This window comes from Streptomyces sp. HUAS ZL42 (assembly GCF_040782645.1).
Classification (GTDB): Bacteria; Actinomycetota; Actinomycetes; order Streptomycetales; family Streptomycetaceae; genus Streptomyces.
Genome location: NZ_CP160403.1, coordinates 1,129,995 through 1,144,913 on the forward strand (window position 1 = coordinate 1,129,995; position 14,919 = coordinate 1,144,913).

Genomic DNA, 14,919 nt, shown 5'->3' on the forward strand with positions numbered 1-14,919 from the left:
GCCACGTTCAGGCCGCTTCCCGCAGAGCATCCTCGGGCTTCGCGGATCGGCGCGGTGCCCTTCGCCGGAAGAGCACCAGTGCCGTCCCCGCCGCCAGGCCCAGCGCGGGCAGGGTGGGGAAGCGTCCGTCGGGTGCGAAGCCGTGGGTGGCGAAGCGGGTCAGGGCCGGGACGGTCAGGGTGAGGCTCAGCCACATCGGCCAGGAGCGGTGCGGGCCCGTCTCCGGACCGTCCGCGGCCGGGAACGTTGCCAGTCGGCGCTCGAGCGGGCGCAGCACCCGTACGACACCGGCCAGGACGACGCCGAGGACCAGCAGCCACGGCAGCCTCAGCGCCCACCACGCCGGCGAGCCCAGCACCGGCTGGGGCGCGAGGCCGGTCAGGTAGAACGCTGCCGCGACGACCAGGACGGGCAGCATGTGCCAGAGGTAGAGCGTCATGCTGACGCCGGCGAGGGGGCGCACCGCGTTCCACACCCGCTCGCGGCCCAGAATCCGCCGTATCGCCGGTGCCACCAGGAGGCACAGGCCGACCTGCGCCACCGCCCACGCCAGCATGGCCGCCGAAGGAGGGTTGGTGTTGCTGGGGCTCTGGCCGGTCACCAGGATCAGGCTCACCGGGAACGGACCGAGGGCCACCAGCGCCGCGAAGGCCAGTGCTCCCCCGGCCGCCATCACGACCGGCACGGACAGCCGCCGGGTGAGCAGGCCGTCCCGCCAGCAGAAGCCGAGCTGGTAGGCGACGCCCCACACCAGCACGTAGTTGACCAGGCCGACGTACGGGGTGTGCACGGTCAGCACCAGCGTGTCGGCCACGAGGGCGACCGCGCCGAGGGCCCCCGGGACCCACAGTCCCCAGCGGCGGTGGGCCGCGTGCAGTGCCGGAGTGAAGGCGCTGATCAGCAGGTAGACCGGCAGGAACCAGAACTGCATGGCCATCGCCCACCCCACCATCGCGAGGGTGCCCGGGTCCACGCCGAGCGCCGAGCAGACGGCGACGGCGAGCAGGACCAGGCCGCTGTAGAGGCCCGTCGGAAGCAACAGCCGTGCGGCCCGGCGTCCCAGCCACCCCGCGGCCGTCACGTCCTCCGCCCCGGCACGTGCCCAGGAGCCGCTTGCCGCGTGGCCGCCGGCCAGGAAGAACAGCGGCATGATCTGGAACGCCAGGGTCAGCCACTGGGTCCAGGGAACACTCGCCAGCAGCTCCGGCGCGGTGACCTCACCACCGGGCTGCCGGACCAGCGCGGTGATCAGCCAGTGGCCCAGCACCACCAGAACGATCGCCCAGGCGCGCAGGAAGTCGACGTAACGGTCTCTGCCCATGTCTCGTCATGCTGCCGCGGCGCCTGGACGACCGGGGGGGGAATGTCCGGGCCGCAATCAATCCGTGGCCGCGACGACACACCACGGCGCGGAACCCAGCAGGCGCCCGGACCGTGTGGTCCGGGCGCCTCGCGTCTGCTCTGCCCGAGGGCGTCACATGGTGCGCCGCCTGGTGCGGACGAGCAGCACGACGCCTCCGATCAGCAGGATCCCCCCGGCCGCCGCGGGCCACAGATTCGTGCCCGTTTCGGCCAAGTCTCCCTGGACCGCCTGCGGTTCGCTCTGGTCGCCGTTGCCGTCGGGGGCCTCCGCGGCAGCCGTGGTCCGGTCCTGCTGCGGGGCCACCGCGGCGGTGCCGACCTCCTCGTCCGAGCCGCCGCTCTGCGGCGCCGCCGCGGTCGAGCGGGCCGTGGGCGAGGAGTAGACCCGGGGCTGGTCGTTCTGGCCGGCCCCATTGGCCCCGTTGTCCCCGTTACCTCCGTTGTCCCCGTTGTCCGTCGGTTCGGTGGCCGGCGCGGTCGCCGGGGGCTCGGACCCCTGCTCGTCGCCGTTGCCCGTCGGCTCGTCCTGCGGAGCCTCGGTGCTCGGCGCCGGCTGCTGCGGCTCCTCCTCACCCGAGCCGGAGCCATCACCGGCTCCGGCACCGCAGTTCCGCCCGCCGTTGATGCAGTCGACCATCTCCTTCATGAGGCCTTCGTCGAAGACGTTGATGAAGTCGCCGTGGTCCGTGACCGGCTTGTGCAGCTGCTCGGGGAAAGAGTCCACCGCGAACAGCGGAGTCGTACGGCCGCCGTCGCCGAGGCTCGGCGCGTCGACGTCGTACACGATGCGCTGCACCAGCTGCGGAATCGCCTGGAACCCGTTCGAGCAGGTGCCGTCGGCGGCGGCGAACGCCACGTGGGTGCGGTGGTTGGCGCTGTCGATGTTCCGGCCGTCCCAGCAGCTCTGGAACTTGAAAGTGCGGACCACGTCGCTGCCCTGTGGGCAGAGCGGGTACTTGTCCTTCAGCTGCCGGTCCTCGAAACCGGTGCAGCTCCACGACGCGTTCGCGTTGGCGGGGCCGTTGACGAAGGCCTTGGCGTCGCCGGTGATGATGCGCAGCAGCCGCGGCATGGCCGTGACCTTGCTGCGCGGGTTGCCCACGAAGGTCAGGGTGACCTGCTTGGGCGTGACGATCTCACCGGCGTTGCCCTCGGTTCCGCCGCCCGGGGAGTTCGCGTCCTGTTCCTGGGTGCCGTTCTGCAGCCGCAGGACGGGCCAGTAATACGAGGACTTGTCGCCCTGGTCCACACAGCTCGTGTCGCCGTTGGCCAGGTCGTCGTCGCCGGCGAAGGCGTTGTTGGCCTGGTTGCCCACGTAGTCGTGGAAGTGGTGGGCTCCGTTGGAGACGCCCGGCGCGACGATCACGTTGTCCGAGTTGAACAGACCCTCGGCGTTGACTCCGCAGCTCGTGGTGAAGGTGCCGCGCGACGCGTCCGCCTGGGCCTGCGGGGTCTGCACATTGGGCTGGACCGAGGTGATGTCGGCGAAGTCCGCGGCGACGGGTCCGTTGCCGCCCTGACCCTGGTTCTGGCCGCCGTCCTGGTCCTGACCGTCGCCCTGGTTCTGGCCGTCCTGCACGTCGCCGCCCTGGTCCTGGCCGCCCTCCTGGCCGCCGTTCTGACCGTCACCCGCCCCGTCGTCCACGGTGCGCAGGGTGCAGGCCGCGAGGGAGTCGAGCTCCTCCGGACGGTCGCCGGACCGGTCGATGGCGATCGCGATCCGTTCGATCGTCGCGGTCCGCTTCTCCTTCAGCGGGTTCATGACCGCGTTGTCGGCGAAGCCGCGGTCCTCCTGCACCGCCTGTGCGGAGTTCTTCAGTTGCTGGTAGGCCCCGGCGATCTGCTCGTCCAGAAGGGCGAGTTCCTTGTCGACGTCCGCTCGCGTCTCGTCCGGCACCGTCGTCAGCCGGCTGCCCACGTCGGGGCAGTCGATGGTGACGCGTGTGCCGTTGGGCAGTTGAGCCGAATCGTCTTCGGTGGCCGACGCGTAGACATTGGCCGCGACCAGTCCTCCGCCGCCGAGTATCAGCGCGAATGCGGCAAAGGTCGCGCGTCGTGCGCCTGTTGGGCGTCTGCGCCTGTTCTGTCCCAAGGAGTACTCCTACGCATCGTGGGCGAGCCCGGACATGGCAACCCCCAGGCCCAATACGGACCGGGGCCACCCCGTGTTCAAACGCCTCACGGATTCATAGGAACCTCTAAGCAAGCGGTTAACCCCATGGGTCTCCGAAAAGGCCGGATCAGCCCTCCAGTTCGTCGGCCAGGAGGTCCATGAGCAGCCCGTCGTGCCAGGTCCCGTCGGGTCCGCGTTCGTACTGCCGCATGATCCCGACAGGCCGGAAACCGACCTTTCTGTAGCAGCGGATCGCCGCTGTGTTGTCGGCCGCCGGGTCGATGACCAGGCGGTGGAAGCCCCGGTCGTGGACGAGGTGCCGGGCGAGGGTGCGGACGGCGTCGGTGCCGAGCCCCGCGCCGTGCGTCGCGGGGTCGAGGAAGATGTCGATGCCGGCGTGGTGGTATTCGGGGTCCGTCTCGGCGTACCACTGGATCATTCCGACGACGCGGCCCTCATGACGTACGGTCAGGCAGTGGGTGTCGGGGTCATCGAGTTCGGCGGCCAGGTCGGCCGCCGGGTCGGGACCGCCCCGCCAGCGCGCGAGGACCTCGGGCGTGGCTCGGATGGCTGCCAGCGCGGGGATGTCCTCGGGGCGGGCGGGGCGGAGGTCGACCTGGGATCCGTGCAGTTCGGTCACGTCGAAGACGATATGCCCCGGGACGTCACCGGTCGCCGTCCAGGAGGGCGCAGACGAAGTTCTCCTGGATGGTGCGCAGCCGTCTCAACTGCTCGGGGGCGACGGACTGGTTGATCTGGCTGGTCGTGGAGAACGTCAGTGAGCGGCGGCCGTCGGGAGTCGCGGCGATCAGCTGGGTGTAGCCGGGGAAGTTTCCGGTGTGGCCCAGCACCACGCCGCATCGTGTCTTGTAGCGGAAGATCGCCAGCCCGGCGGAGTTGCGGCCCGGGCCCGCGGGTTGGGACGCTCCGGCGATCCACCGCCGCTGCTCCCGGACGACGCCCCGGCCGTAGAGCGCTCCCCCGGCGTAGCCGCGGATGAAGCGGGTCAGGTCGTTCGGAGTGGAGACGATGCCGCCCGATGCCCAAACACCCGAGGCACTGAGGATCTCGCTGACGTCCTCGGGCGGCGGGGGCGGTGTCACGTCGTAACCGTGCAGGTAGGGCTCGGGCATCCGGTAGCCCTGCGGGAGGCTGGTGCGCCGCAGGTCCAGGGGGCGGTAGACCAGTCGGTGCAGCAGTTCCTCGTACGTGGTGCGGGTGGCGGCTTCAGCCATCAGCGCCACGGCGATGTTGTCGGAGTTGGAGTAGTGGTACCGGCTGCCCGGCCGGAACCGCAGGGGCTCGTCGGCCACGTAGTCGAGCAGGCGCCGGGAGTCGAAGTGGTGCCGGGGGTCGGCGGCGATGATCGCGCGGAACTCCGGGGCCTCCGAGTAGTCGGGCAGGCCGCTGGTGTGGTTCAGCAGCTGGCGCAGCGTCACGGCGCCCCAGGCCCGGGGCAGGCGCGGCAGCCGTTTGCGCAGGGTGTCGTCGAGGTTCAGGGCGTGCCGGTCCACCAGCCTCAGGGCCACCGCCCCGCTGAAGGCCTTGGCAGTGCTGGCGATGCGCATGTGGTCGTCCGGCCGGGGGCGGCGGCCCGTGGCGAGGTCCGCGACGCCGGCGCGCAGCACCCGCGTGTCGTTCCCCCGCCGTAGTACGGCGATGATCCCGGGCGGACCGCCGGGGCTGCGCACGAAGTCCTCGATCTGCCGCTGCAGGGTGCGGTCGGCGCCCGGTCCGGGCGTGGCGGCTGTGCTTACGGCGGCGGGGGCCAGCGCGGCGAGACTGACCGCGATCACGGAGGCCGCTCGGAGACGGGGCCGGAGGGCGGCGCTGCGGTGCGGTGCGGTGCGAAGAGGCATCGGGACTCCTGGGGTGGGCGGTGCTGCAGGCCCAGCTTCTCCGTCCGTGAATGCCGGGAGCCTTTCGCAGTGCTGCAAACGGTCCAATGGGGCGTGTCGATCCATCTGCTGTATGCGAGACGTGTGGGTCCACGCTTCAAGGGCACTCAGTGTGACGACAGGGACAGAGACGCATCAGTCCTGTCCATGACCATCACCGTCCGCTGGAGATCCGCATGACGGCGGAAACGCTGGTGCCTGCCCCGCCCGCACCCTTGCTGACGCCCCCGGGCGTGTACATCCCCCAGTGGGACACGGAGCTGCTGACGCGGGCCCTGTACCGGGAAGAGATCAGTCCCTCGACCGCTGTGCTGGATCTCGGGACCGGCAGTGGCGCGATCGCTCTGCAGGCCGCCCGTCTGGGCGCCCGGGTGACTGCCGTCGACATCTCCTGGCTGGCGGTGCTGACCACACGCGTCAACGCGCTGCTGGCCGGTCACAGGATCCGTGTGCGGCACGGGGACCTCACGACCGCCGTCGCGGGTGACTCGTACGACCTGGTGGTCAGCAATCCGCCGTACGTGCCCGCCCCCGCCGCGCGGCTGCCGCATCGCGGCCGGGCCCGCGCCTGGGACGCGGGACGCGACGGCCGCACGTTCGTGGACCGGATCTGCGACGCGGCCCCCAGGCTGCTGCGTTCTCACGGAGCGCTGCTGATCGTGCACTCCGGGCTGTGCGGCACCGGTGCCACGCTGCGGCGTCTGGCCGATGCCGGGCTGCGGGCCGAGGTGGTCGACCGTGCCGTCGTGCCGTACGGCCCTGTGCTCCGCTCGCGGCAGTCGTGGCTCGTCCGGGTGGGGCTGGCGGACGAGGGCGAGAGCCGGGAGGAACTGGTGGTCATCCGTGCCGAGCAATCCTGAGCGTCCGCGACGCGTCACGGTCGACCCCGCCGGGCCGCTGCTCGTGGAAGGCCCCGTCGAGGTCATGTGCCCCGACGGCACCGTCGCCACCTCACGGCGCTTCATGGTCGCGATCTGCACGTGCCGTCGCAGCCGCATCCCTCCCTGGTGCGACACCAGCCACCGCCGTCGCGTCAAACCCGACGAGGAGACGCCATGACGAGCCCACAACTCCCCACTCCGCGCGGCGAGTTGTCCGCCACCGTCGTCTCGGCTCTCCGCGGCGGAGAGCCGCCTCCCCCACTTCCGCACGCCCTCGATCCGTACGGGGAGGACGTCCAGCTCGCCCTGTACCTCCTCTACGAGCTCCACTACCAGGGCTTCGAAGGCGTCGACGACGACCTTGAGTGGGACCCCGGCCTGCTGGCGTTCCGTCGCCCTCTGGAGCAGCGGTTTCTCGCCGCATTGCGTTCGGACGCACCGTCGCACACCGATGCCGAACAGGCGCTGGCCGCGCTGCTGGTGGAGCCCGTCGGGCATGACGACACCAGCGTCAGCCACCACCTCCAGCGCGAGGGCGAGTTGTGGCAGCTCAGGGAGTACGCCGCGATCCGCTCCCTCTACCACCTCAAGGAGGCGGACCCGCACGCCTGGGTCGTCCCCCGGCTGCGCGGACGGGCCAAGGCGGCCATGACGGCGATCGAGTTCGACGAATTCGGCGCCGGACACGCCGACGAGATCCACGCCCGGCTCTTCGCCGACCTGATGCGCGACCTCGGCCTGGAATCGGCCTACGGCCACTACCTGGACGCTGCGCCCGCCGAGGCGCTGGCCACCGTCAACCTCATGTCGCTGTTCGGTCTTCACCGGGCCCTGCGCGGCGCGCTGGTCGGGCACTTCGCGACCGTGGAGGTGACCTCGTCGCCGGGCTCCCGCCGGCTGGCGGCGGCACTGCGACGGGTCGGCGCGGGAGCGGCCGCGCAGCGGTTCTACGACGAGCACGTGGCGGCGGACGCCGTCCATGAGCAGGTCGTACGCCGTGACGTGGTCGGCGGACTCCTGGCGGACGAGCCGCACCTGGAAGCCGACATCGCCTTCGGCGTGCACGCCACCGGCTTCCTCGAGGACCGGCTCGGCGCCCGTCTCCTGAAGGCCTGGCGGCAACAGCGAAGCGCCCTGCGCGTCCCCCTGCCAGACGAAGGAGACAAGCCCCCATGACCGAGGACCCCACACGCAAGCACCCCCGCCCCGACTTCCCCGCCCAGGAGCAGGAACACCCGGGCTGGACCGGCCCCATGGACCCGCCGCCCGACCACGGCGAGGACTCCTACGAAGGCAGCGGACTCCTGCAGGACCGCAAGGCGGTGGTGACGGGCGGCGACTCCGGCATCGGCCGGGCCGTGGCACTCGCCTTCGCACGCGAAGGTGCCGACGTCGTGTTCACCCACCTGGCGGAGGAGAGCGCCGAAGCCGCCGAAACCACCCGCCTCGTCGAGGACGCGGGCCGCAAGGCCGTCGCCGTGGCCTGCGACATCCGCGAGGAGGAGCAGTGCCGCCGCCTGGTGGAGCGTGCAGTCGCCGAGTTCGGGCGGATCGACATCCTGGTCAACAACGCCGCGTACCAGATGTCGCAGCCGGACGGCATCGGGGCCATCACCACGGAGCAGTTCGACCGTGTGGTACGGACGAACCTCTACGGCATGTTCTGGCTGTGCAGGATGGCCCTGCCGCACATTCCGGCGGGCGGCTCGATCATCAACTCCACGTCCGTGCAGGCGTACAAGCCCAGCCCGCACCTGCTGGACTACGCGATGACCAAGGGAGCCATCGTGACCTTCACCCAGGGGCTCGCGAAGATGCTGGCCGGTGAGGGCATTCGCGTCAACGCCGTGGCTCCGGGGCCGGTGTGGACGCCGCTGATTCCGGCGACGATGCCCGACACCGTCGAGTTCGGCAAGCAGGCCCCACTCGGCCGGCCCGCTCAGCCCGCCGAAATGGCGCCCGCGTACGTCTTCCTCGCCTCACCGCGGGCGAGCTTCATCACCGCGGAGATCCTCAACGCCACCGGCGGCACACCGCTGCCCTGAGGACACGGCGTCATCCGGTGACTCTCCGCCACGCCGGAACACGCTAGGCCCGGCGCCCATGGGCGGTGTCCGACGCGCCGCCGAACAGCCGGGCGAGCGCCCGGAACGGCAGCGTCACCACGGCCGCGAGCGTGCTGCCGATGGCGCGCAGCACATCGCCGATCGCGCGCAACATGGAAACCCTCCTGAAGCTTCGTCTCGGTGTCGTGGGCACCCGAGTACCCGGCGGACCGCGAGCACGCCGTGGCGCGCGGGTGTATCGCGGCACAGCGGTTGTCCGACACACTGATTACGCAGCGTCACGCTCCAGCGCGCGGTGGCGATCCCCTCCCCTTACGTTGGGCGGGCAAGCGACCTCACCCCAAGGAGGAGCCATGGCCCGCAGAGGCGGCACCGACAAGGCGAAGGGCAAAGCCAAGGAGATGACCGGAAAGGTCACCGGCGACCGCGAGATGGAGGTCGAGGGCCGCCTCGACCAGGCACGCGGGGAAGCCAAGAAGGTCCAGGACAAGGCCCGCGAAGCCGTCCGGGAGACCGGGCGCTCCACCAAGCGCGGCCGCAGCTGAGCATGCGCGATGAGGGGGTTCCCGCGGGTGCGGGAACCCCCTCGCTCGTCATTCCGTCTCCAGGGGGTGCTGGTGGACCTGGACACCGTCGCCGACGAGCTGTACGGGCTGCGACCGGAGCAGTTCACCGCCGCCCGCGGCGAGCGCGCCGTGGCCGCCCTCGCGGCCGGAGACCGAACGCTCGCCGGGCAGATCAGCCGTCTGCGCCGCCCCAGCCTGGCCGCCTGGGCCAGCAATCTGCTGGTGCGCAGACAGCCCGACCAGGTCCAGCCCCTCGTCGAACTGGGTGAGGCCCTGAGGCAGGCCCATCGCGACCTGGACGGCGAGCAGCTGCGCGAACTCGTGCACCAGCAGCGGCTGCTGATCGGTGCCCTGTCCCGGCAGGCGGCACAGCTGGCCGCCGAGGCCGGGCATCCCATCGGCGCGGATGCCCGGCGCGAGGTGCAGGACACGCTGCAGGCGGTACTCGGCGATCCCGACGCGGCCCGGCAGTGGGCCTCCGGCCGGCTCACCAAGGCCCTCACTCCGGCCGTCGGCTTCCCGGCCACCACCGCGAAGGCTCCGCCGCCACCGGCCGGCCCGGCGGCGCGCCCGGCGAAGGCTCCTCCGTCGCGGCGGCGCGAGGAGTCGGCCGCGTCCGCCGCGGAACAACGGCGGCGCCGGCAGCTCGACGAGGCCCACCGGTCCGCGGACGAAGCCGACCGCGATCTGAGGGCGCGCGAGGCGGAGGCGGAGGAGGCCACTCGGCAGGCGCAGGACGCCAAGGAGCGCAGGGACACGCTGGAGGAGCGCGTCAGCGCCCTGGCACAGGAGCTCGAACGGGTCGAGGAGGAGCTCGGGCAGGCCCGCACGGACGAGCGCGCGGCACGTGAGAAGGTGCGTGACGGCGACCGCCGGGTCCGCGAGGCACGACGCCGGGCCAGGACCGCCGCCACGCGCCTGGAACGCCTGACCGCCCACGACCAGGGCGCATGAGCGACGGGCGCGGACTGAGCCGCCGGGACCGGGGAACTCGGCCGGCATGAGCGCGTACGCAGGCGATCAGAAGTCGTACTGGATCGAGACGGCACCCCCACGCGACCCGCACCCGCCCCTCGGCGCCGACGTCACGGTCGACGTGGCCGTCGCCGGTGGGGGGATCGCGGGGCTCAGCACCGCCTGGGAGCTGGCTCGCAGCGGCCGCAGCGTGGCGGTGCTCGACGCCGGCCGGATCGCCGCCGGGGTCACCGGCCACACCACCGCCAAACTCACCGCTCTGCACACCCTCATCTATGCGCGACTGCGGCGGGCACACGGGCCCGATGCCGCCATGCTGTACGCGCGGTCTCAGACGGAAGCCGTCCGTCGGGCCGCCGAGATCGCGGACGAACTGGGCATCGACTGCGACTGGGAGGAAGCGGCAGCCTTCACCTACGCCCAGGACGGAGCGGGCACCGCGAAGCTCAAGGCCGAGGCGGACGCGGCGCGCGAAGCGGGACTGCCCGCCGCCTACGTGACCGAGACGGACCTGCCGTTCCCCGTCGCGGGTGCGGTCCGCGTGACGGAGCAGGCCCAGTTCCATCCCCGTAAGTACCTGCTGTCACTCGCCGACGACCTGATCCGGCAAGGCGCGCTGATCCACGAGGAGACGCGGGTCGTGGACCTCAAGGAGGGCCGGCCCTGTCGTCTGATCACCGAGGCGGGGACGACGGTGACCGCCGCGGACGTCGTGGTCGCCACCCACTACCCGATCTTCGATCGCGCACTGCTCTTCACCCGGCTGGCCCCGCGCCGTGAACTCGTGCTGACCGCGCCCATCCCGGCCGATCTCGACCCGCACGGCATGTACATCACGCCGGAGCAGGACACCCGCTCGGTGCGCACCGCTCCGTACCGGGACGGACAGCGGCTCCTGGTGGTCACCGGGGAGCATTTCACGCCGGGAACCGGCGACGTGGGCAAGCGGTTCGCCCGGCTCGCCGACTGGGCCACCGAGCACTTCGGCGCGCTGTCCTTCACGCACCGCTGGGCCACGCAGGACAACGACTCCACCGACTCCGTGCCGCTCGTCGGCCCCCTCCACGCGGGAAGCCGGCACACCTATGTGGCCACGGGCTTCGGGGGCTGGGGACTGAGCGGCGGCATCATGGCGGGCCGCCTCCTCACGGATCTGATCACCGGTCAGGAGTCGCCGTGGAGCGGCCTGTACGACCCCCGGCGTGTGCGCGCGGTCGTGAGTGAGGCGCCCGCCTTCCTCAGACACCAGGCCAATGTCGCTCGGCACTTCGTCGGGGATCGACTGCCCACTGTCTTCGCTGGCTCCGTGGACGACATCGCCCCGGGAGACGGTGCCGTCGTCCGTGTCGGCGGGCACCGGTGCGCGGCCTACCGCGACGAGAACGGGCAGCTCCACGCCGTCTCCGCGCGCTGTACCCACCTGGGCTGTCTGGTCGCCTTCAACTCGGGGGAACGGACGTGGGAGTGCCCCTGCCACGGATCCCGCTTCGACACGGACGGGAACGTGGTCCAGGGTCCGGCCACCCGGCCGCTCGAACGGCGCGACATCTGAGATCAGTACCGGCCGCGCTGCGGGGTACTCGGCGCACGCGCTGATCAGACCACTACGAGGAAGGCGCAACGATGAGCACAGTGAAGGAATCGGTCGAGGTCGAGGTCCCGGTCCGCACCGCATACAACCAGTGGACCCAGTTCGAGGAGTTCCCGAGCTTCATGGAGGGCGTCGAGCAGGTGTCACAGCTCGACGACGTCCACAACCACTGGACCACCAAGATCGGCGGTGTACGGCGGGAGTTCGACACCGAAATCGTCGACCAGCTCCCGGACGAGAGGATCACCTGGCGCACGATCAGCGGCGACACCCAGCAGAGGGGCATGGTCCGCTTCCAGAGCCTGGACCCCACGCACACCCGCGTGGAGCTCACCATGGACGTCGAACCGAGTGGGGCGGCGGAGAAGACCGGCGACTGGCTCGGAATGATCGATCGACGGGTCAAGGGTGACATGCGGCGTTTCAAGGAGTTCATCGAGGAGCGCGGCGGCGAATCCGGTTCGTGGCGCGGCCGTGTCACTCCGGGATGAGAACGCCTTCTCCCGCCGGCAGCCGTCCGGCGGTCCGGTCGTTCACGTCGGCCAGTGGCCGCGCCATCGCGTGGTCACTGGCCTGCCGCATGCCGGGCGCCGCGGTCGAGTCAGCCTTCCACGCCGGCGGCGTCATGGGCCGCCCCCTCCGCCGACGACATCCGCACCCTGCTCACAGAGGCCCTCCACGGCACCCTCGCTCCCCCTGATCGAACGTGAACGCTCCGGGGCCACACCAAGGGCTCCGGATCGTCCGATGCCGCCCGGGCATCCCGAGTCGCTCCTCCCCCTTCCCTCACCGCCCGGGTGCGAGGCAAGGTGCTCGTGGCGCATTCTTGCTGTGTCGCCCACTCGGCGGCGCACGGACGAGGTAAGGCCGATGACTGGGAGCGCCAGGGGCGAGAACGGGACGCCCGGGCGGCTGGCCCCGCTGCTGACCGAGGCCGTGGCAACGGCGATCAGCGCAGCCGGCGGCCACTCCGGGGGCGTCTACCTGCGCTCGAGCACGCCAGGACTGCTGCGGCTCGGCGTACTCGCCGGGCTGCCCGGGTCCCTGTTCCGGCCCTGGTGGCGCGTGCACGTCGACCGCCGCTATCCGGTTGCCGACACCTACCGCCTGGGTGTTCAGGTGGTTCTGCCGAACGGCACGGAGACCATGCGCCGCTACCCCCAGCTCGCGGCCGGGCTGCCCTATCCGTTCGGGTCCCTCTATGTGCCCATCACGCACGCGGGCACGACCTACGGCGTCCTGACCGTGCTGCGCCCGGCCGTCCCGGACGTCGCCGAGGTGCTGGTCGAGCGCGACCGCACCGTGCAGGTGGCCGAGCGCCTGGGCGCGGCGCTGCGCCGACTCGAGTCCGGCGGACCGCCCGTCACCTGGGACGACGAGCCGCTGTGCGTGCGCTCGCCGGCCACGAGCGGCTCCGCCGCCGCTCGCGTGGCGGGATTCTCCTGGGACCCGGCGACCGGAGAGTTCATGGCCGATGAGGTCCTGCCCGCCCTGCTGGGCCTGCCGCCCGGCCGCACGCTCACCTGCGTGGAGGAGCTCGCCGACGCCGTCACCCCCGACGTACTGCACCTGCTGCGGCAGACGGCCGGCGGAAAGCCGCCCTCCCTGCCGCTGCATGTGCGTGCGGCCGACGGTGCGCTGCGGCTGATGCAGTTGTGGGGGCCGCGGGTCCCGCCCGGTTCACCGTCCGGCGCCCATGCGGTCGGCGGAGTCGTCCTCGAACCGGGCCCGGGTGCGGCGGCGGACGCGGCGGCCGACCTGCTTCCGGACGCCGTGTTCGGCCTGGACCGGCTGGGAACGATCGTCTACGCCAATGAACGGGCGGCCCAGGTGCTGCGCCGGCCACCCGGCGAGCTCCTCGGCCGGGCGCTGTGGGACGGCGTGCCGTGGCTGAACCAGCCCGCCTGCGAGGAGTACCTGCGCGCGGCGCTGCTGGCGCCCACGCCCGTGCACTTCCACGTGCGACGGCCGCCGCACGCCGCACAGCACGAGCCCGACCCGCGGTCCCCCGACGGCGACTGGCTGGCCGTGTCGGTGTATCCCGGCCCCGACATCCTGTCCTGCACCGTCCGCACCTCCGACCGCGTGTCCGACGCCGGTTCACCTCCCACGCACGACTCCGAGGCCGTGCGGACCGCGGACGCCCTGACGGCGCCGGTGTACCGGCCCATCGCCCTCGCCATCGCCCTCACCGAGGCCGTCACCGCACGGCAGGTCTCCGCCGTGGTCATGCAGGAGCTGCTGCCGGCCTTCGGCGGCCGCCGGCTCGCCATCTACCTGCTGCAGGAGCGGCATCTGTATCTGGCGTGGGACACCGGCTTCCCCGAGGGGTTCCTCACTCCCTTCGAGGGGGTGGGGCTGGACGCGCACCTGCCCGGCGTCGAGACGCTCACCACCGGACGCCCGATGTTCTTCGACTCGATGCAGGAGCTGCGCACCGCCTATCCCGGCATCCCGCTGGACGCCGAGGAGGGAGCCCGTGCCTTCCTGCCGCTGATCGCCTCCGGGCGCCCGGTCGGCTCCTGCATCCTCGGCTTCGACCGGCCCCGCAGTTTCAGCCCCCGGGAGCGCTCCGTGCTGACCGCGCTGGCCGGGCTGATCGCCCACGCGATGGAGAAGGCGCAGCGCTACGACACCGAGGCCGCCCTGGCCCGCGGACTGCAGCAGGCCCTGCTCCCGCGGCGCCTGTCGACGCATCCGCGGGTCGAGACCGCCGGCCGGTACCTGCCGGGCACCCAGGGCATGGACGTCGGCGGGGACTGGTACGACGTCGTCGAAAGCGGGAACGGGCTGGCGCTGGTCATCGGCGACGTCCAGGGGCACGGGGTGCAGGCGGCCGCGACGATGGGTCAACTACGCAGTGCCGTACGGGCGTTCGCGGTCGGTGACCATACGCCGGAGGAAGTCATGAGGGGCACCAACCACCTCCTCATCGACCTGGACCCCGGCCAGTTCGCCAGCTGCTGCTACGTACGCCTGGATCCCGTGACCGGCCTGGCCAGGGCCGCCCGCGCGGGACACCTGCCGCCCCTGCTGCGCGATCCGGACGGCCACACCCACCTCGTGGACATCCCCGGCGGCATGGTGCTCGGCGTGGACCCGCAGGCCCAGTACCCGATGACCGAACTGCGTCTGGAGCCCGGCGCCATCCTGGCCCTCTACACCGACGGCCTCGTCGAGCGCCCCGGCGGCGACATCGACGACGGCATCACGGCGCTGCGCGTGGCCCTCTCGAAGGTCGGTGCCCGCGACGACCGCGCCGCAGGCCGCTCCCTGGCGGGCGTCGCCGACCGGCTCACCGCGACGGCACGACACACTGCCGACCGCCCGGACGACATCGCGCTCCTTCTGGCGACCCGTCGTCCCGGGCCTGAGAGTTGAAGGGTGAACTGACCGGGCCCTTGTGAGCGGAAGCATCCCTGTCACCGTGTGTGACGCCCCTCGCCTCCTGGGTCCCGGCAGTGTAG

15 protein-coding genes are annotated in these 14,919 nt (G+C 71.8%); 9 read left to right on the forward strand and 6 right to left on the reverse strand.

The annotated features are described in order from the left end of the window. Positions 1-7: 7 nt before the first annotated feature. From ABZO29_RS05365 to ABZO29_RS05380, 4 genes are all read right to left on the reverse strand, one after another. Positions 8-1,321: an acyltransferase gene (locus tag ABZO29_RS05365; protein ID WP_367318959.1), complete on the reverse strand. Its 1,314-nt coding sequence runs from the start codon at positions 1,319-1,321 to the stop codon at positions 8-10. Positions 1,322-1,474: 153 nt separating this feature from the next. After that, positions 1,475-3,454, reverse strand: coding sequence for a DUF1996 domain-containing protein (locus ABZO29_RS05370; protein WP_367318960.1), 1,980 nt, complete (start codon positions 3,452-3,454; stop codon positions 1,475-1,477). Positions 3,455-3,602: 148 nt separating this feature from the next. Beyond that, a complete protein-coding gene (locus tag ABZO29_RS05375; protein ID WP_367318961.1) occupies positions 3,603-4,115 on the reverse strand; it encodes a GNAT family N-acetyltransferase in 513 nt (170 codons plus the stop codon). Positions 4,116-4,140: 25 nt separating this feature from the next. Continuing rightward, on the reverse strand, positions 4,141-5,334 hold the full coding sequence (locus ABZO29_RS05380) for a serine hydrolase domain-containing protein (protein WP_367318962.1): 1,194 nt from the start codon (positions 5,332-5,334) through the stop codon (positions 4,141-4,143). Between the two features lie 215 nt (positions 5,335-5,549). Here ABZO29_RS05380 and ABZO29_RS05385 point away from each other — a divergent pair, with 215 nt between their 5' ends. Genes ABZO29_RS05385 through ABZO29_RS05400 form a run of 4 tightly spaced genes read left to right on the forward strand, consistent with a single transcriptional unit; the run spans position 5,550 to position 8,299 of the window. Further along, on the forward strand, positions 5,550-6,233 hold the full coding sequence (locus tag ABZO29_RS05385; protein WP_367318963.1) for a HemK2/MTQ2 family protein methyltransferase: 684 nt from the start codon (positions 5,550-5,552) through the stop codon (positions 6,231-6,233). Continuing rightward, complete coding sequence (locus tag ABZO29_RS05390; protein ID WP_367318964.1) at positions 6,217-6,432, forward strand: CDGSH iron-sulfur domain-containing protein; 216 nt, start codon at positions 6,217-6,219, stop codon at positions 6,430-6,432. Before ABZO29_RS05385 ends, ABZO29_RS05390 begins: the two co-directional genes overlap by 17 nt. Continuing rightward, positions 6,429-7,430, forward strand: coding sequence for an iron-containing redox enzyme family protein (locus ABZO29_RS05395; protein WP_367318965.1), 1,002 nt, complete (start codon positions 6,429-6,431; stop codon positions 7,428-7,430). Before ABZO29_RS05390 ends, ABZO29_RS05395 begins: the two co-directional genes overlap by 4 nt. Continuing rightward, positions 7,427-8,299, forward strand: a complete 873-nt coding sequence (locus ABZO29_RS05400) for an SDR family oxidoreductase (RefSeq protein WP_367318966.1) — start codon at positions 7,427-7,429, stop codon at positions 8,297-8,299. The genes ABZO29_RS05395 and ABZO29_RS05400 overlap by 4 nt, the downstream gene beginning before the upstream one ends. Positions 8,300-8,342: 43 nt before the next feature. On the opposite strand, the gene ABZO29_RS05405 is transcribed toward ABZO29_RS05400, so the two are convergent. Then, entirely contained in the window at positions 8,343-8,474 is a 132-nt protein-coding gene (locus ABZO29_RS05405) for an LPFR motif small protein (protein WP_367318967.1), read from the reverse strand. A gap of 199 nt (positions 8,475-8,673) precedes the next feature. Between ABZO29_RS05405 and ABZO29_RS05410 the strand changes: the two genes are divergently transcribed. From ABZO29_RS05410 to ABZO29_RS05425, 4 genes are all read left to right on the forward strand, one after another. Then, positions 8,674-8,865 carry a CsbD family protein gene (locus ABZO29_RS05410; RefSeq protein ID WP_367318968.1) on the forward strand — a complete coding sequence of 64 codons (192 nt, stop codon included), beginning with the start codon at positions 8,674-8,676 and terminating at the stop codon, positions 8,863-8,865. Between the two features lie 72 nt (positions 8,866-8,937). Further along, complete coding sequence (locus tag ABZO29_RS05415) at positions 8,938-9,840, forward strand: hypothetical protein (RefSeq protein WP_367318969.1); 903 nt, start codon at positions 8,938-8,940, stop codon at positions 9,838-9,840. 46 nt (positions 9,841-9,886) lie between these two features. Then, the gene (locus ABZO29_RS05420) at positions 9,887-11,413 is read left to right on the forward strand and encodes an FAD-dependent oxidoreductase (protein ID WP_367318970.1); all 1,527 of its coding nucleotides are present in this window, start codon (positions 9,887-9,889) and stop codon (positions 11,411-11,413) included. Between the two features lie 71 nt (positions 11,414-11,484). Continuing rightward, positions 11,485-11,943, forward strand: a complete 459-nt coding sequence (locus tag ABZO29_RS05425) for an SRPBCC family protein (protein ID WP_367318971.1) — start codon at positions 11,485-11,487, stop codon at positions 11,941-11,943. Here the strand turns inward: ABZO29_RS05425 and ABZO29_RS05430 are convergent. Further along, on the reverse strand, positions 11,930-12,079 hold the full coding sequence (locus tag ABZO29_RS05430) for a hypothetical protein (RefSeq protein WP_367318972.1): 150 nt from the start codon (positions 12,077-12,079) through the stop codon (positions 11,930-11,932). The two genes, ABZO29_RS05425 and ABZO29_RS05430, sit on opposite strands and share 14 nt — an antisense overlap. A 243-nt stretch (positions 12,080-12,322) precedes the next feature. Between ABZO29_RS05430 and ABZO29_RS05435 the strand changes: the two genes are divergently transcribed. Beyond that, positions 12,323-14,833 carry a SpoIIE family protein phosphatase gene (locus ABZO29_RS05435; protein ID WP_367318973.1) on the forward strand — a complete coding sequence of 837 codons (2,511 nt, stop codon included), beginning with the start codon at positions 12,323-12,325 and terminating at the stop codon, positions 14,831-14,833. The last annotated feature ends 86 nt before the right edge of the window (positions 14,834-14,919 follow it).